An 18,930-nucleotide genomic window follows, 5' to 3' on the forward strand; every position below is an offset into this window, starting at 1 on the left:
CATGCGGTATCTGTTTACCTTTCTGCTGGTGTTGTTTGCAGGGTTCGCCCAGGCCGCGCCGGGCAATCCATTCGAGACCAAACCTGATTTCCTCCCGGTGGGCAAGGCCTTCACCTTTACCTCCGAGCGCCTGGAATCCGGCGAGACCCAGCTGTATTGGCAGATTGCCGACGGTTATTACCTGTACCAGCAACGCATGAAGTTCGACGGCCTGGCTGAAAAGCCGGTATTGCCCCAGGGCGAATCCCATAGCGACGAGTTCTTCGGCGAGCAGCAAGTGTATCGCCAGGGCCTTGAAGTGAAGATCCCCGCCGGTGCCACCGGCCAGGTCAAGCTGGGCTGGCAGGGTTGCGCCGATGCGGGCCTGTGCTACCCGCCACAGTCGATTACCGTGGACCTGGGCGGCACGCCGGCCGTGGCGGCCCCCCCGCAAGGGCCGGCCCAAGCGCAGGATCAAAGCCTGGCCAGCGGCCTGCAACAGCGCAGCCTGGGTTGGAGCGTGCTGGTGTTCTTTGGCTTGGGCTTGCTGTTGGCATTTGCCCCTTGTTCGTTGCCGATGTTGCCGATCCTCGCAGGCCTGGTGGTGGGCAGTGGCGCGACCCCGCGTCGCGGTTTTGCCCTGGCCAGCAGCTACGTGGTGTGCATGGCCCTGGTGTACGCGGCGCTTGGCGTTTTGGCCGCGTTGCTCGGCGGCAACCTCGCCGCACTCCTGCAAACACCGTGGATTCTCGGCAGTTTCGCCGCGCTGTTTGTGCTCCTCGCCCTGCCCATGTTCGGTGTCTTTGAGCTGCAACTGCCGGCCTTCGTGCGTGATCGCCTGGACACTGTCAGCCGCCAGCAAAGCGGTGGCAGCCTGGTAGGTGCCGGCATACTTGGCGCACTCTCCGGTCTGCTGGTGGGGCCGTGCATGACCGCGCCACTGGCCGGCGCGCTGCTGTATATCGCCCAGAGCGGCAATGCGCTGCACGGAGGCTTGATCCTGTTCGCCATGGGCATCGGCATCGGCGTTCCGCTGTTGTTGCTGGTCACCGTGGGCAACCGCTTCCTGCCTAAACCGGGCAGTTGGATGGACGTGCTCAAAGGCGTGTTCGGTTTCCTGTTCCTCGGTACGGCGGTGCTGATGATTCGCCCGGTGGTCGACGAAAGCCTGTGGATTGGCCTGTGGGGCGCCTTGGCGCTGGTGATGGCTTACTGCGGCTGGACACTGGCCCGCGAGTACGGCCTGGCGGCCAAAGTGTTCGGCGCCGGCTCCCTGGTGCTGGGCCTGTGGGGCGCCGTGCTGATGGTGGGTGCGGCCGGTGGCAGCGACGACCCGTGGCAACCGTTGAAGGTCTACGGCGGGTCCACCGTGACTGCTGCGCCGAGTGCGCACGACGCCTTCATGACCCTCAACGACCCGGCGGTGCTGCAGAGCCAACTCGACAGCGCCAAAGCCCAGGGCCAGTGGGTGCTGGTGGATTACTACGCCGACTGGTGCGTGTCGTGCAAGATCATGGAAAAACAAGTATTCGGCAAACCCGAAGTCATGGCCGCCCTGAAAGACGTGCGCCTGCTGCGCCTGGACGTCACCGCCGACAACGCCGCCAGCCGCGAACTGCTCGGCCGCTACAAAGTGCCAGGGCCACCGAGCTTCGTGTGGATCGGCCCAGACGGTGAAGAACGCCGCGCCCAACGCATCACTGGCGAAGTGGATGCCGCCGCCTTCCTGCAACGCTGGACGCACACCCGAGACGCACGCTGATGCTGACCCTGACCATCGGCACCTTCGCCATCGCCCTGAATCACATCCTGCTGATCAGCGCGCTGATTCTCGCCACACTGGTGGGTTGGCGCGTGGCCAAGCGTGGCGGTGAAAACCCGGAATCGGTGCTGTTCAGCCTGTTTTTGCTGGGCATGCTGGTCGCCCGCGTCAGTTTTGTACTGATGTATTGGAGCGACTACAGCCGCGACCCGTTGCAGATGGTTGACCTGCGCGACGGCGGTTTTCTCGCCTGGCCCGGCGTGATCGCGCTGGTGCTGGGTGCCCTGTTGTACGGCTGGCGCCGCCCGGCCTTGCGCAAACCGTTAAGCGCCGGCGTGATCACAGGGCTGGTGTTCTGGGGGCTGAGCAGCGTGTCCCTGAGCCTTTACGACAAGGGCGCGCAACTGCCGGATATCACCCTGCGCAATGCCAATGGCGACGTGGTGCAACTGGCCGATTACAAAGGCGGCCCACTGGTGATCAACCTCTGGGCCACCTGGTGCCCACCGTGCCGCCGGGAAATGCCGGTGCTGGAACGCGCGCAGCATCAACGGCCGGACGTGACCTTCCTGTTCGTCAACCAGGCTGAAAGCATGCAAAGCGTCAGCACCTTCCTCGCCACCCAAGGCCTGACCCTCGACAACGTGCTGTTTGACGCCAGCGGCCGGCTCGGGCAGGCCGTGGGCAGCATGGCGTTGCCGACCACCCTGTTCTACCAAGCCGATGGGCGCCTGATCAACAGCCACTTGGGCGAATTGTCCCAAGCCAGCCTGGCCCGCGCCATGGAACCCTTAGACACTGCCCCTGCCATCACAAGGACACCGACATGCCTCGACTCCGCCACCTGCTGACCCTGCTGCCGCTGACGCTCGCGGCTACCCTGGCCCAGGCCGAGGACTGGCCTGCGCCGATCAAGCAGATCGAAGCCAAGGGCGCCAAGATCCTCGGCAAGTTCGACGCGCCCAGCGGCCTCACCGGCTACGCCGCGCAATACCAGAACCGTGGCATGGCCCTGTACCTGACTGCCGACGGCAAAAGTGTGATCGCCGGTAACCTGTACGACGCCGAAGGTAAAGACCTGAGCAGCGCGCCCCTGGAAAAACTGGTGTACGCGCCGATGGCCAAGGAAGTCTGGGGCAAAATGGAAAACAGCAGCTGGATTCAGGACGGCGATAAAAACGCGCCACGTATCGTCTACCTGTTCAGCGACCCCAACTGCCCGTACTGCAACATGTTCTGGGAACAGGCACGGCCGTGGGTAAAAGCCGGCAAGGTTCAGTTACGCCACATCATGGTCGGTATTATCCGCGAAGACAGCCCAGGCAAGTCGGCCGCCCTGTTCGCCGCCAAAGACCCGCAGAAAGCCCTGGAAGCCCATGAAGCCGCCGGCAAAGGCAGCAAATTGCAGGCGCTGGAAAAAATTCCGGCGCCGATCGAGGCCAAGCTCGATGCCAACATGAAGTTGATGGAGGAGCTGGAATTGTCAGCAACGCCAGCGATTTTCTATCTGGATGACAAGGGCGGCTTGCAGCAACAGCAAGGCGCGCCATCGCCGGACAAGCTGGCGAAGATTCTGGGGCCGAAGTAATCGGCGTTTCCCTGAGCATGTTTCAGGCTTGCCTAACAGAAAGCGAGCACAACAATTCATAGAAACCTGGATGAAGGTTTGCGCTTGACGCAGAAAATCCGATGCCCAAACAGGCATCGGATTTTATTTCATGAAGCCAACGATCAGATCATAAACATAGCTGTTTGAGATCAGGCACGTCTGCCAGATGTCTCGTTGCGCTACCGCCGATTGGCGACTTCGAGATCCGCCTCATCCTCACCGAGGCCAGAGAGGTGAGTGCCTTTGATCAACGGCCCATAACGGCGGCTGAATTCCCCGTTATAGGGCACGTGGTCTTTGCTGATCCCGCGGTCCCAATTCACCGACCATGTCATCAGGCCCTTGATCGACAACCCTTTGTCGTACAAACGCTTGAATGCATTGGTCACGGCTGCGGGGTTGATCACATAACCGGTGGCGGCTGCATCGACGTTAGCCGGTAGGCCAATGACGAACTTGTCCGCCGGGATTTTAGTAAACCCTCGCGTTCCGCTCACCAGACTTTCGGTCAGGTAAAACAGGAAATCCTCTTTCATTGCGTCGTTGTTCTGGGCAATCCAGGCACCGTTGCCGTTGTTGACCTCCTGCACCCAGATCCCGTCGCCCCCCTGGTTGTAATACTGCGGGGCAATGAAGTCGTAATAGCCTTCCAGCGCCTGGATGTAACCGACGTATTTACCGGCGGTGGTCAGGTAAGGAAACTCCGGCGCCATGCTGATAATGAAGTGTTTGCCTTCACCGGCGTAATGGTCCTTGACCAGTTTCAACGCGGCGGGCAGGACAGTCTTGTTGTCGGCGAAATCAATCGCGCTCTGCTCAAGATCGATGTCCAGGCCATCAAAGCCATAGGTTTCCACCAGGCGGATAATCTCGTTGGCCAATGGCTGTTCGTTGCCTTTATGCAACTCGATGTGCGCATCGGCGCCGCCAAGGGAAATCAGCACCGCCCTGCCCTGGCTGTTCAGCACGCCCACCTGGCGGCGGAACTCGGCGTCGGAAAGGTTGTACGGCTTGAACGTTGGGATACCGTTGCCTTTCATGAAGGCCACGGCCACCACGTTGTAATCCGTCGGCACGTCCGCCAGGTTCATGTTGGCAAATTGGCCACGCTGGTAGCCGTCGCTCGCGCCGGCAGGCCAGTTGTGCCAGAAGCCCATGAGGATCTTTTTGCCGGCAATGCTCGGCATCAGCGAAGCGACATCGTTCAGCGGTGATTTCAGTAAGGTGAAGTCAATCTTTGACATGTTCTAATCCTTCAGAACGTATGGGTTTAACGGCGCGGGCTTATTTGAAGTCCACGTCGAAGGCTTGATAGAAGGCGTTGCCGGTGTTTGCGACGATCCACATCAACACGATCACATGCTTGCCCTTTTTGTTGGCCGGCAGTTTCACTTCGTGATTGACCTTGGCCTTCAGTTCACCTGGATGACTGAAGTACGGCACCTGGGTATAGAAGTCTTCGGCGAACGGCTGGGTTTCCAGTTGTGCGCGGGTGATGCGCTGTTTCGGATCCCAGCCATCCTTGGTGATCAGCCAACGATAGCCACGGGTGGTGTGCGGCGCGGTGTATTCCCAGGTGACCTTGAAGGTCTGACCCGGGTCGACATTGAGCAGCGGCCAGGTGAAGGCGCGGTTGAGTTTCTTGGCCATTTCCTCGTTGGTGAAGTTGATGCAGTCACGGGCATCGGTCTTGCCGCCGCTGAGGATGAAGCCGTCGGCTGGTGGGATGACGCTGTCACTGTCGGTTTGATAAGGCGCCGGGAACGGACCGGCAATCAGTGCCGGAAAGTTCTTGCCGCCTTCCATTTCATTGACCTGCCAGGTAGCCAGCAGGCCGAGATCCACGGCGACTGCGCCACGGCTGGAAGGGGATGTGACACGACCATGGCGAAGAGGTGTCTGGGTTTGTGGTTTATTCATTGGTTACTCCATTGCTATTGATTAAGAACTCTCCTTTCTTGAAGGAGAGAATCTCAACCTAACGGAGTTGCTTTTTTTTTCCACAGGCCCGTTTTTCACTCATTTTCTTTTCAGGAGACGATAAACCCGAAAACACTGTATATAAAAACAGTTAAATAGAAATCACGTACACCACCAGAGGTCAATTTCCTACGATCCAAGGCGCAAATAAGCACAGCTACTCTCACTTTTGAACAGCGCAAAAGTCAGCAAAACGCTCTTGCCCCACCACTCGGCACCTCAGATCAAGATCAAAAGCAAAGCTGAGGCGGCCTGACAGCCGGCCTGATCTCTGAAGCTGAACTCAATCAAATGTGGGAGCGGGCTTGCCCGCGAAGGCGTCGGCTCAGCAAACATTGACGTTGACTGACCCACCGCTTTCGCGGGGATGTGGCGGCCTTTCAAAGTTGTGCAGATACCTATGCACGCATGAGCCAGATAAGCTTCTCCGACTTGGAACGGTTACTGACAGGAACAAGATCTGCCCCCGCGCCAGGGCACCATCGTCGATGCCACGATTATTCATGCTCCCAGCTCAACCAAGAACGAGGAAGGTCAGCGTGATCCTGAGAGGCACCAGCCCCAAAAAGGTAACCCGTGCCACTGTGGAATAAAGGCCACTATCGGCGCCGATGTGGGTTGTGCGTTAAGCAACGCTGAAAGTCGTTTTCGTTTCGACTAACAGCGCGCTCACCGCCAGTTGTTCCAGGGTTCCTTAAAGCCCTTCCAACTCCGCCATCAAATCACTCAACCGATCCACCTTCTCGGCACTGATCTCATTCGCCGCCAACCCCTCAATGTACTCAGCCAACTCCGCCACCGTGCTGCACTCGAACATCGCGCGTAGCGGCACATCGCGTTGCAGGGTTTTCTGCACGCGGGAGGCAATCTGCGTGGCCAATAACGAGTGCCCGCCCAACTCGAAGAAGTTGTCCTGTACCCCCACTTGCTCAACCTTGAGCACTTCGGCCCAAATAGCCGCCAGTGTGGTCTCCAGCGCGTTGCGCGGTGCCTGGTAAGCCTGGCTGTGCAACTGGCCGATCTCCAGTTCCGGCAAGGCCTTGCGGTCCAGCTTGCCGTTGGCGTTCAGCGGCAGGCGTTCGAGCCATAGCCAATGCAGCGGCACCATGTATTCCGGCAGCTCGGTACGCAAGCGTTGCTTGATGCGGTCCAGGCGATCACTTGGGTTCAACGCTTCATCAGCCGCCACCAGATAGCCGACCAAGTGCTTGCCGTTAACGCCTTCCTGCACGCCGACGGCCGCATCGCGTACTTCCGGTTGTTCATGCAGGCGCGCTTCGATTTCACCCAGCTCTATGCGATAACCGCGAATCTTCACCTGATGGTCGATACGCCCCACGTACTCCAGCACGCCATCGCTGCGCCGACGTGCGAGGTCGCCGGTGCGGTAGAGCCGATCGCCCGGCGCGCCAAACGGGTTGGGCACAAAGGCTTGCGCCGTGCGCAGCGGGTCACTGACATAACCACGGCCGACACCGCTGCCGGCCACACACAACTCGCCAACCGCGCCCTGCGGCACCAACGCCAGTGCACCATCAAGCACGTACAACCGGTTGTTATCCGTGGGTGTACCAATTGGCAGGTAGGTGCCACGGGTCGACGCCAGGTCGACGCGGAAGAATGCCACGTCATCCGAACATTCCGCCGGCCCATAGGCATTCACCAAACCAATCGCTGGGTAGCGCAGCAACCATTGGTGCGCCAGCTCCGGCGGCATCGCCTCCCCCGTCGGCAGCATCCAGCGCAGGCCGTCCAGGCGCATGCGCTCCTGGGCCAGCATGCCCTGGATCAGTGACGGCACGCTTTCCAGCACGGTAATACCCTGGGCTTGCACATGCGCCAGCAAACCTTGCGGATCATGGGCAATGGTGTTCGGCACGATATCCACCCGCGCACCGAACAGCGGCGCCGCCAGGAACTGCCACACAGAAATGTCGAAGCTTTGCGAGGCCGTCTGAGCGATCACATCGGTCTCGCTCAGTTGCAGATACGGCACCTTGCTCAACTGGTTGTTGAGCATGCCGCGCTGCTCGACCATCACGCCTTTGGGCAAGCCGGTCGAACCCGAGGTATAGATCACGTAGGCAAGGTTGTCCGGGCCGCTGTAGACGCCCGGGTTTTCGCCCCGGCCGGGCACGTCTTCCCACACCAGCATCTGGCAGGCGGTGCCCTCGAGCAATTCAATCGCCTGCTCGCGGCAAGCCTCGGTGCACACCAGCAACGGCGTACGGCTCAGGTCAATGATGCGACGCAGGCGCGAGCGTGGCAGGCCCGGGTCCAACGGCACATAACCGGCACCGGCCTTGAAGCTGCCGACGAGCATGCCCAGCAAGTCGAGGTTACGCTCGGCCAGCAACGCCACCGGTTGATCCAGCCCGACGCCCGCAGCGATCAGCGCGTGCCCCAGGCCGTTACTGCGGCGATTCAACGTGTCATAGGTCCACTGCTGGTCGAGGCAACTGGCGGCGATGCGTTGCGGATGCTGCGCCACCTGGGCTTCGAACAACTCGATGTAACTGCGCTCCAGCGGATAGTCATGCTCGCTCTGGTTGCAGCCTTGCACGAGGAATTCACGTTCCGGTTCGCCGATCAACGGCAGCTCGGCCATGTCGCCGTGGAAGCCCTGCACCAGCGCCAGCAACAGGCGTTTGAACTCAGCGAGCAGGCCTTGCACGGTGGTTTCGTCGAAGTAGCGCTGGTCGTAGGACAGATGTAAACCGAGGTCATCGCCCGGATAGCACACGGCGGTCAGCGGGAAGTTGGTGTGGGTGCGGCCCGAATCCGAGGTGGCATTCAAGTGTTGCGCGCGGTCCAGTACCGAGACGTCCACCGGTGCGTTTTCAAACACAAACAGGCTGTCGAACAGCGGCTGGCCCTTGGGCAGCTCACTGTGCTCCTGGATAGTCACCAACGGCAGGTATTCGTACTCGCGCAGCTGCATGTTGCTGTCGAGCAAGCCCCCCAACCACTGGCGCACGCTGCAAGGCTGGTCGTCCTCGGGCAGTTTCACCCGCAGCGCAACGCTGTTGATAAACAAGCCGACAGTGCGTTGCATTTCCGGCATGTCCACCGGGCGCCCGGCCACGGTGACACCGAACAGCACGTCACGATCGCCGCTCACGCGGCGCAGCACCAGCGCCCATGCCGCCTGGGCGAAGGTGTTGACGGTCAGTTGATGGGCCTGCGCCAATTCACGCAGTTGCGCACCGTCACGGGCATCGAGGCGCGTATAACAGTCGCCCACCACCATGCCACCGCTATGACCGGCATGTTCACGCAGGAACGGCCGGTCGCTGGGGATCGGTGTCGTGCGCTCGAAGCCTTGCAGGTTGCGTTGCCACCACTGGCGCGCTTCGGCAAGGTTCTGGCGTTGCAGCCAGGCGATGTAGTCGCGGTAGCGCGGCGGCGTGGCCAATTGCGCATCGCGGCCTTCGCCGAGGGCCATGTAGATCTCGAAGAAGTCATTCATCAGCAGCGAACGGCACCAGGCATCGATCAGGATGTGGTGGTTGCTCATCATGAACCAGTAGCGCGCTTCGTCGACGCGGATCAGCCGCAGGTGGAACGGCGCCTGGTTGAGCAGATCAAACCCGGCTTCGCGCTCCTGCTTGAGCAGCGCTTGCAGACGCGGTTCCTGTTCGCGTTGAGGGTCAGCGCTCCAGTCCAGGTATTCAATCGGCGTGCTGCCCGGCTTATGGATCACTTGCAGCATGTCTTCGCTCACGTTCCAGCAGAACGACGCACGCAAGGCTTCATGCCGCGCGATCACGGCCTGCCAGGCCTGCGCAAAACGCGCGGGGTCCAGCGCGCTGTTGATGCGGTAGCGGTCCTGCATGTAATAGAGGCCGGTGCCCGGCTCCAGCAGGGTGTGCAGCAGCATGCCTTCCTGCATCGGGGTCAGCGGGTACACGTCTTCGATGGCGCTGGCCGGAACCGGCAAGGCGTCCAGTTGGGATTGCTTCAACCGCGCCAGCGGGAAATCGGATGGCGTGACGCCTCCGGCCGCGGCGTTGAGGCAGTGTGCGATCAGGCTGTGCAATTCGCTCAGGTAGGCATCGGCCAATGCGCGGATGGTCGGCTGATCGTGGCGTTCACGGCTGAAGGTCCAGCGCAGTACCAGTTCGCCGCCATAGACTTGGCTGTCGACGCTCAACGCAGTGGGCAACACGGCATCCGGGTCATGGGCCTGGCCCGCCGATTCATCCAGCGGGTGGAACAGCGCGTCGGCGCCGAAGCCCTGGTCAAACTGGCCGAGGTAGTTGAAGGTGATGTCGGCGCTTGGCAGTGCGGCCAGGGTCTGCTTGCACAGGTCATCGGCCAGGTAGCGCAGCACGCCATAGCCCAGACCTTTGTGCGGCACGCCGCGCAGTTGCTCCTTGATGGCCTTGATCGCGTCTCCCGGCTCGCCTTGCGGCGTCAGGCGCAGTGGATAAGCGCTGGTGAACCAGCCGACGCTGCGGGTCAGGTCGATGTCATCGAACAGGGCTTCGCGGCCATGGCCTTCGAGCTGGATCAAGGCCGAATCATGGCCGCTCCAGCGGCACAGCACGCGCGCCAAGGCGGTCAGCAGCAGGTCGTTGACCTGGGTGCGGTAGGCACTCGGCGCCTGTTGCAACAATTGGCGGGTGTGCTCGACATCCAGGCGCACGCTGACGGCGTCGGCATCGCGATGACGCAGCGAACCCTGTGGTCGATCCACCGGCAAGGCCACCTTCGGGCCGGCCAACTGCTCCTGCCACACGCTCAGCTCTTCGCGCAGAGATTCGCTGCTGCCATAGGCCTGCAAGCGCGCGGCCCAATCGCGCAACGCGCTGGTCTTGGCAGGCAGGCTGACGGACTGGCCGTCGCTCAGTTGGCGGTAGACCGTTTGCAGATCCTCCAGCAACACGCGCCACGACACGCCGTCCACCACCAGGTGATGGATCGCGATCAGCAGGCGTTGCTGACCTTGCGGGCCATCCACCAGCAAGGCGCGCAGCAGCGGGCCGTGCTCAAGGTCAAGGCTGCGCTGGGTGTCGGTGAACAGCGCGGTGCAGTGCTGCATATCGCGCACTTGCGCCTGCATCAGCACGCCGCCCTGCGGTACGGCCAGGTGCTCGGCATGCCATTGGGCGTCGCGCCGGGTGAAGCTCAGGCGCAGGGCATCGTGGTGTTCCAGCACCGCCAGCAACGCTTGCTCCAGGCGATGCGGCTCGAGCAGTTGCAGCGGTTTAAGCACCAACGCCTGGTTCCAGTGCTGACGATTCGGGCGATCGGTCTCGAAGAACCAATGCTGGATCGGCGTAAGGCCCGCGCTGCCAGTGAGCACACCTTGTTCAGCCGTGACCTGCTCGGAGCGGGTCGCAACGGCCGCCAGGGTGTGCACGGTCTGGTGCTGGAACAGGTCGCGAGGCGTGAAATGAATCCCGGCCTGGCGCGCACGGCTGACCACCTGGATCGACAGGATCGAGTCGCCGCCCAGCTCAAAGAAGTTATCGTGCAAGCCGACTTGCGGCACGTTCAGCACGGCGCACCAGATAGCCGCCAGGGTTTGCTCCCGCTCGTTGCGCGGCGCGACGTACTCCTGGCGGTTGGCTTCGGGGTCCGGTTGCGGCAAGGCGCGGCGGTCGAGCTTGCCGTTCGCGGTCAGCGGCATGCAGTCCAACACAATCAGGTGCGCGGGCACCATGTAGTCCGGCAGTTGCGCCTTGAGGTGTGCCTTCAGCGCGTCACGCAATGTGCCGGGGTCTGCGTCGCTGACCAGATAGGCCACCAACTGCTTGCCACTGGGCGAATCCAGCGCCAGCACCACCGCTTCGCGCACCGCTGCGTGTTCCAGCAGACGGGTTTCGATTTCACCCAGTTCGATGCGGAAACCACGAATTTTCACTTGATGGTCGATCCGACCCAGGTATTCCACCAGGCCATCGGCGCGTTGGCGCACCAGGTCGCCCGTGCGGTACAGACGGCCGCCATGCCCCGTGAACGGGTCGGCGACAAAACGCTCGGCCGTCATGCCCGCACGCTCGTGATAACCCTGGGCCAAACCGGCGCCGCCAACATACAACTCGCCGGTCGCACCTTGCGGTACCAGGGCCAGGTCGGCGTCGAGAATGTAGGCCACGCGGGCGCCGATGATGCTGCCGATCGGCACACTGGCAGCGCCCTCCTCCAGGTATTGCGGCGCCAAACAGGCCAGCGGCATCACCACGGTTTCGGTCGGACCATAGGCGTTGAAAAACACCGCCGGCTGGAACGCTGCGCGGATACGCTGCAAGTGCTCGCCGGTCAGCGCTTCGCCACCGGTGATGCACATGCGCACCGGCAACGTCTGGTGCTGGGTGGCCAGCCATTGCGCCAACTGGCTGCCGTAACTCGGGGTAAAACCCAGCACGTTGATGCGATGGGTGCGGATCAGCGCACAGATTTCTTCGGCATCCCACTGCCCCTGGGCGCGCAACACCACCTGCGCACCACTGAGCAGCGGCACCAGCAAACGTTCGGTGGCGGCGTCGAAGTTGATCGAATAAAAGTGCAGCTCGCAGTCGTCCGGGCGCATGCCGAAGCGCGCGATCACGGCTTGGCAATGCATGGCGATTTCACCATGGGAGACCACCACGCCTTTGGGCTTGCCGGTGGAGCCGGAGGTGTAGATCAAGTAGGCCGGATGTTGCGGCACGCTGAGAAACGGCAGCGCGTCGGCCGGGTAATTGGCCAGCACCGGCAGGTCATCTTCCAGGCACCAGCAAGCCACGCTCACCGGCAATTCGCCGAGGGCCTCGAACATCGCTGCATCACTGAGCAGCAGCCCGATACCACTGTCTTCGATCATGTAGTGCAGGCGGTCCAGCGGGTATTCCGGGTCGAGCGGCACATAGGCACCGCCCGCCTTGAGGATCGCCAACAGCCCGATGACCATTTCCAGCGAACGCGGCAGCGCCAGGCCGACGCGCACCTGCGGGCCGACGCCACGCTCGCGCAGCATCCACGCGAGGCGATTGGCGCGGCTGTCCAGTTCGCGGTAATTGAGGGTTTCCCCGGCGAAGGTCAAGGCAGCGGCATCGGGACGGGCTGCTGCCTGTTGGCTGAACAGTGAATGCAGGCACTGGTCGAGGCGATGCACGCCGGGCTCGACGCCCAGGCTGTCGTGCAATGCGCGCTGCTCGACGGCAGTCAGCAACGGCAGTTCGCTGAGGCGCTGTTCGGGGCCTGCGATCAACGCGTGCAGGAGGTTGCGCCAATGTTCCGCCATGCGCGCAATGCGCGGTTCGTCGAACAGGTCGGTGCTGTAGGTCAGGCAGCAACCCAGGCGATGGTCGAGGTCGGTGACTTCCAGGTTGAGGTCGAACTTGGTCGCGCGCGCATCGTTGACCAGGTACTCGACGGTCATGCCGGCCAGTTGGCGGCTTTGCTGGAACTCCCAGCGCTGCACGTTGCACATCACCTGGAACAGCGGGTTGTAGGCCGCGCTGCGCGGAGGTTGCAGGGCTTCCACCAAATGGTCGAATGGCAGGTCCTGATGGGACTGGCCTTCGATCACCGTGTGGCGCACGTGCTCGAACAACTCGCCAACCGTCATCTGCCCGTTGAGCTGGCAACGCAACACCTGGGTGTTGAGGAACGCACCGATCAACCCTTCGCTTTCCGGGCGAATTCGGTTGGCCACGGGCGCGCCGATGCGCAGGTCGGTCTGGCCGCTGTAGCGGTAGAGCAACACGGCCAGGGTAGCCGTCATGGTCATGAACAGGGTCAGGCCACGCTCGGCGTTAAAGGCACGCACGCGAGCGGCCAGATCGTCGCTCAGGTCGAAGCGGTACAACTCGCCCTGATGGCTTTGCACCGCTGGCCGTGGGCGGTCGCCGGGCAGTTCGAGCAATGGATGCTCGTGGCCCAGTTGTGCGGTCCAGTAGTCCAGTTGGCGCTGGCGCTCACCCGATTCCAGCCACTGGCGTTGCCAGACGCTGTAGTCGAGGTATTGCACGGGCAACGGCGCCAGCGGTGAGTCGCGCTCATCAATAAAGGCTTCGTACAGCGCGCTGAGCTCACGGGCGAAAATGTCCATGGCCCAGCCTTCAGTGACGATGTGGTGCAGGGTCAGCACCAGGTAGTGTTCCTGCTCCCCGGCCTTGACCAGGCAGGCGCGCAACAGCGGCCCGGTTTCCAGGTTGAATGGCGTGTGCGCTTCCTGATCAGCCAGGTGTTGCAGACGCTGCTGGCGCTCGCTGTCATGCAGCGCCGAGAGATCCTGCCAGCCCATGCGCAAGCCGGGTTGCGGCGCGACCTTCTGATAAGCCACCCCGTTGATGCTCGGAAAGGTGGTGCGCAGGGTTTCGTGACGCATGATCAGCGCTTGCAACGCCGCCTCGAAACGCCCCACATCGAGCACGCCACGCAGGCGGGCCATGCCGCCGACGTTGTAAGCCGGGCTGTCGGGCTCCATTTGCCAGAGGAACCACATGCGCTGTTGGGAATAGGACAACGGCACCGGCTCGCGGCGGTCGACCCTGGCGATGGCGGTTTGCTGGTTGCGCCGACCCGAGGCCTGGATAATGCCGACTTGCTCGGCAAATGCGCCCAGCTCACTGGCTTCGAACAAGGTGCGTAACGGCAACTCGACGTCGCAGGCCTGGCGGGTGCGGGAGATGATTTGCGTGGCCAGCAACGAGTGGCCGCCGAGGGCGAAGAAGTCGTCGTGCAGGCCGATACGCGGCAAGCCGAGCACTTCGCGCCAGATGCCTGCAATCTGCTGCTGCAAGGGTGTTTCCGGTTCAACATGTTCGCGGCGTTGCCACACAGGCTCCGGCAACGCACGACGGTCGAGTTTGCCGCTGGGGCTCAAAGGCATGGCGTCCAGGTGCATCAACAGCGCAGGCACCATGTACTCCGGCAGCTCAGCCGCGAGGGCGGTTTTTAGCGCCTGCTCGTCCAGCTCGGCAGGGGCGGTGTAGTAGGCGATCAACTGTGCGTCACGCACCAGCACCACCGCTTGGGCGATACCGTCCAGCGCCAACATACGGGCTTCGATTTCTTGCGGTTCAACACGGAAACCGCGCAACTTGACCTGCTGATCCAGGCGCCCGAGGTATTCGAGCACGCCGTCGGTACGCCAACGCGCACGGTCACCGGTGCGATACAGGCGTGCGCCCGTTTGGCTAAACGGGTCGGCAACAAAACGCTCTGCCGTGAGCCCGGCACGGCCAAGGTAACCGCGCGCCAGGCCGATGCCGCCGATGCACAGTTCGCCGGGCACACCGGCGGGTAACGGGTTGAGTTGCTCGTCCAGCACGCGGCAGATCACATTGCCCAGCGGCCGGCCAATCGGCGAACGCTCGCCGTCTTCCGCGCAGCAATGCCAGTGGGTGACGTTGATCGCGGTTTCAGTCGGGCCATAGCGGTTGTGCAGCTGCACCGCCGGCAACGTCGCCAACACGCGATTACGCAACTCGGCGGGCAAGGCTTCGCCGCCGGAGAACAGACGACGCAGGCTGGTGCATTCGGCCACCAATGGTTCATCGATGAACAACTGCAACAGCGGCGGCACAAAGTGCAGCGTGGTCACGCCATGCGCTTGCACCAGCTGCGCGATACGCTGCGGATCACGGTGCTCGCCTGGCCCCGCCAGCACCAGACGGCAACCGGCAATCAGCGGCCAGAAGCATTCCCACACCGACACGTCGAAACTGATCGGCGCTTTTTGCAGCAGCACATCGCTGTCGTTCAGTTGATAAGTGGCCTGCATCCACTGCAAGCGTTCAGCCAGGGCCGCATGGGTGTTGCCCACACCTTTGGGCTGGCCGGTGGAACCGGAGGTATAAATCACGTAGGCGAGGTTGTCGCCATTGAGGTGCAGGCCCGGTGCCTGGGTGGGCCAGCTGTCGAGGTGCAGGCTGTCCATGGCGATCACGCCTACGCCCTCGGTCGCCGGCAGGAGTGCCAGCAGTGAGGTTTGGGTCAGCAGCAGGTGCACGCCACTGTCCTTGAGCATGTAGGCCAAGCGGTCGGCAGGGTAATCCGGGTCGAGCGGCACATAGGCGCCACCGGCCTTGATGATGGCAAGCAGGCCGATCAGCAGTTGCGGTGAACGCTCGGCGGCGATGGCCACGCACACATCCGGGCCGACGCCTTTGTCACGCAGGTAGTGGGCCAGGCGGTTCGCCTGGGTGTGCAGTTCGGCGAAAGACAGGCTGGCACCCTGCCAAACCAGCGCGGTGTTATCCGAGGCCTGGTGGTCGAGCAACTCGGGTAACCAGCGTTGTGCCGGGGTGCACGGCGCTTCGCTCCACTGCAGCGCGTGGTCGTGGTGCATCAGCATCAGGTCGCCGATGGCCTGCTCGGGGTGTTCGCACACGGCTTGCAGCAGGTTGATGAAGTGCTCGGCGAGGCGTTGGATCGTGCCGGGGTCGAACAGCTCATCGGCGTAGTCGAATGCCAGGCTCAACCGCCCGTTACGGTCTTCTTCACTGTGCAGTTGCAGGTCGAACTTGGCTTCGCGGCTGTGCCACGGCAATTCATCGGCGAGCACGCCCGGCAGGCGGCGCAGGGCACTCAGGTCGCGCTGCTGGTGGTTGAACATGACCTGGAACAGGCCTTGTTCACGGGCTTGCGGGAAGGCTTCGAGGAGCTGTTCAAACGGCAGGTCCTGATGAGCCTGGGCCCCCAAAGCGGCCTGGCGCGTTGCTGCCAACAGCGCATTGAATGGCAGTCGCCCGTCCAGCTCGGCGCGCAGCACTAAAGTGTTGATGAAGAAACCGACCAGGCCTTGAGTTTCCTGGCGCGGACGGTTGGCACTGGGCACACCGATGCGGATGTCGCGCTGACCGCTGTAGCGATAGAGCAGGCTCTGGAACGCTGCCAGCAACAGCATGAACGGGGTGGATTGATTGGCCTGGGCGGTCTGGCGAATCGCTGCGCTGAGGCTTGCCTCCAGACGCACACTATGGCGCGAGGCGCTATGCCGCTGTTGCGCCGAACGTGGGTGATCGGTGGCCAGGCTCAGGGGTGGGTGTTCCTCGCCCAACTGGGTTTTCCAATACGCCAGTTGCCGCTGGCCTTCACCCTCGGCCAGCCATTGGCGCTGCCAGCTGCCGTAGTCGGCGTAGTGCAGGGCCAGCGGCGGCAACGCCAGGGTTTGGCCTTGAGACAAGGCCGCGTACAGCTGCGAAAATTCGTCGATCAGCACATTCAGCGACCAACCGTCGGCGATGATGTGGTGCAGCGTCACCAGCAGTTGATGGTCCTCATCGTCCAGGCGCACGAGGGTCACCCTCAGCAGCGGGCCGTTCTCCAGGTCGAACGGGGTGCGCGCGGCATCTTCGCGGAGCTGTTGCGCGCGGGCTTCGCGTTCGGTGCCGGGCACGTCGCTGAGGTCAATGACGTGCAGGTCGAACGCTGCGTTTGCATCTACCCGCTGGAAAGCCTGGCCATCGCGTTCATAGAAGCGTGTACGCAAGGCTTCGTGGCGCTCGATCAAGTGCTGGAAGCTGGCGCGCACGGCGCCTGGGTCCAACGCTCCGCGCAAACGCAGGGCGCCGGGAATGGTGTAGGCGCTGCTTTGCGGGTCGAGTTGCCAAGTGATCCACAGGCGGTTTTGCGCCAGCGATTGCGGCAGGGCTTCGCGGCGTGACAGGGCACCCATCGCCCCTTGGGCGACAGCGCCGTCTTGCTGCAATTGCGCGACAGTCGCGGCAAAGGTCGCCAGGGTTGGCGCCTCGAACAGCATGCGCAGGTTCAGCTCCAGCCCCAGGGTTTCACGCAGACGCGCGACCACTTGGGTGGCGGTGATGGAGTTACCGCCGAGCAGGAAGAAATGATCATCGTCCGTCACGCTTGCGACGTGCAACTGCTCGCACCAGATCGCCGCGATCTGGCTGTGCAGTGCGGATGCCAGCGCCGTGTCACTCGCCTGCGTGCGCAGGCCCGGAAACTGCGCGTAGCTGTCGAGGCTGCCATCGGCATGGCGAATGGCACACGCCGAACGCTGCAGCTTGCCGCTGGACGTCTTCGGCAAGGCACCAGGGTTGAGCAACACCACCACGCTCGGGGCTTCTTGATAAGCCTCGGCCACCGCTTGGCGGATCGCCTTGATCAGCGCGTCGGGCGGCAGGATTTTCTGCACGCTGCGGCTGATTTCTGCGGCAATACCAATGCCTTCCAGGCCCTGGTCATTCACCGCAAAGGCAGCGACGCGGCCCTTGCGCACCACTTCCACTTCGCGCTCGATGGTTTGTTCGATGTCCTGAGGGTACAGGTTGTGCCCGCGCACGATCAGCAGGTCTTTCAGGCGGCCGGTGATGTACACCTCACCGTCACGCATAAAACCCAGGTCACCGGTGCGCAGCCAGGTGCGACCCGCGTGTCGCACGAATGTCTTGGCAGTGGCTTCGGGGTTGCGCCAGTAGCCGTGGGCGATGCTCGGCCCGCTGGCCCACAGCTCACCGACGGTGTTTTCGCCCAGTTCGGTGAGGGTGCCAGGGTCGGCGATCAGCACCGCGTGTTCCGGCTGGCTGGTGCCGCAGCTCATGATTGCACTGCCCTGCCCAGGCTCGGCACGGTTGGCGGCGAGGGCCCGCTCGTCCAGGCGCAAGGCCGGGATGCCCCGGCCACGGGAGCCACCAGCGACAAACAGGGTCGCCTCGGCCAGCCCGTAGGAGGCGAAGAAATTGTTCGAGGTGAAGCCGCAGGCGGCGAACTTCTCGGCGAAGCGCTCCAGGGTGTCGAGGCGGATCGGCTCGGAACCCGAATACGCTACCCGCCATGCGCTCAAGTCCAAGCGCTCCAGGGCGGACTCGCTGACCCGCTCACTGCACAGGCGATAGGCGAAATCCGGCCCGCCGCTGATGGTGCCGCCGTATTCGCTGATCGCCTCCAGCCAGCGCAACGGCCGAGCGAGGAAGTACGCCGGCGACATCAACACACACGGCACGCCGCTGAAAATGGGTTGCAACAAGCCGCCGATCAGACCCATGTCGTGGTACAGCGGCAACCAACTGACGATCACGTCATCCGGGTTGAGGTCGATGCCGAAGCCGCGACGGATCAGCACTTCGTTGGCGACCAGGTTGCCATGGCTGACCTGTACGCCCTTGGGCAGCGCAGTGGAGCCCGACGTGTATTGCAGGAAGGCGATGTGGTCGGCGTGCAGCTCGGGCTCGATCCAGCGATCGGCAATCAGGCTGTCCAAGGTGTCGACACTCAGCAGCGGCGGCGCGTTCTCGATCTGCGCCAGGCCATCGCCCAGGCTGGCGATGGTCAGCAGCAAGCGTGGCTCAGCGTCGGCGATGATCGACAGCAAGCGCTCCTGATGATGGCGGCGGGTGGACTCCGGCGGGTAAGCCGGCACGGCGATCACCCCGGCGTACAGGCAACCAAAAAACGCCGCCACGTAGTCCGGGCCGCTGGGGAACAACAGCACTGCACGATCCCCCAACGCCGCATTCGCCTGCAAGGCGGCGGCGATGGTGCGGGCGCGCTGATCCAGGTCGCGGTAACTGAGTACAACGCTGTGCTCGGCTGACTCGGCAAGAAAGCGCAGAGCCACCTGGTCCGGGGTTTGCGCGGCGCGGCGTTGAAGGGACTGGACCAATGTGCGGGGAAGTTCGAAGGCGTCCATCATGGGTTCCTG

General features: G+C 62.8%; 5 protein-coding genes and 2 pseudogenes. 4 read left to right on the top strand and 3 right to left on the bottom strand.

Annotation, left to right across the window (positions count from 1 at the left end; all coding sequences use genetic code 11):
* The first annotated feature begins 1 nt into the window (after nucleotide 1).
* From dsbD to dsbG, 3 genes are read left to right on the top strand one after another with little or no spacing between them, the layout of a single operon-like run.
* Entirely contained in the window at nucleotides 2-1,741 is a 1,740-nt protein-coding gene (gene dsbD / locus CPH89_RS01070; protein ID WP_053257259.1) for a protein-disulfide reductase DsbD, read from the top strand.
* Nucleotides 1,741-2,592, top strand: a complete 852-nt coding sequence (locus tag CPH89_RS01075) for a TlpA disulfide reductase family protein (protein WP_053257260.1) — start codon at nucleotides 1,741-1,743, stop codon at nucleotides 2,590-2,592. Before dsbD ends, CPH89_RS01075 begins: the two co-directional genes overlap by 1 nt.
* Nucleotides 2,568-3,329, top strand: a complete 762-nt coding sequence (gene dsbG, locus CPH89_RS01080) for a thiol:disulfide interchange protein DsbG (protein ID WP_053257261.1) — start codon at nucleotides 2,568-2,570, stop codon at nucleotides 3,327-3,329. The genes CPH89_RS01075 and dsbG overlap by 25 nt, the downstream gene beginning before the upstream one ends.
* 266 nt (nucleotides 3,330-3,595) lie before the next feature.
* On the opposite strand, the pseudogene CPH89_RS01085 reads toward dsbG, so the two are convergent.
* Nucleotides 3,596-4,594 (bottom strand): annotated as a pseudogene (locus CPH89_RS01085) (chitinase); the annotation flags it as partial.
* Nucleotides 4,595-4,634: 40 nt separating this feature from the next.
* Nucleotides 4,635-5,270: a lytic polysaccharide monooxygenase auxiliary activity family 9 protein gene (locus tag CPH89_RS01090; protein ID WP_053257263.1), complete on the bottom strand. Its 636-nt coding sequence runs from the start codon at nucleotides 5,268-5,270 to the stop codon at nucleotides 4,635-4,637.
* A 520-nt stretch (nucleotides 5,271-5,790) separates the two neighbouring features.
* Between CPH89_RS01090 and CPH89_RS30335 the strand changes: the two are divergent.
* Nucleotides 5,791-5,943, top strand: a pseudogene (locus CPH89_RS30335) (IS5/IS1182 family transposase); the annotation flags it as partial.
* An 81-nt stretch (nucleotides 5,944-6,024) separates the two neighbouring features.
* Here the strand turns inward: CPH89_RS30335 and CPH89_RS01100 are convergent.
* Nucleotides 6,025-18,921, bottom strand: a complete 12,897-nt coding sequence (locus CPH89_RS01100) for a non-ribosomal peptide synthetase (protein ID WP_053257264.1) — start codon at nucleotides 18,919-18,921, stop codon at nucleotides 6,025-6,027.
* Between the last annotated feature and the right edge of the window lie 9 nt (nucleotides 18,922-18,930).

Source organism: Pseudomonas fluorescens (genome assembly GCF_900215245.1).
GTDB classification, from domain to species: domain Bacteria; phylum Pseudomonadota; class Gammaproteobacteria; order Pseudomonadales; family Pseudomonadaceae; genus Aquipseudomonas; species Aquipseudomonas fluorescens.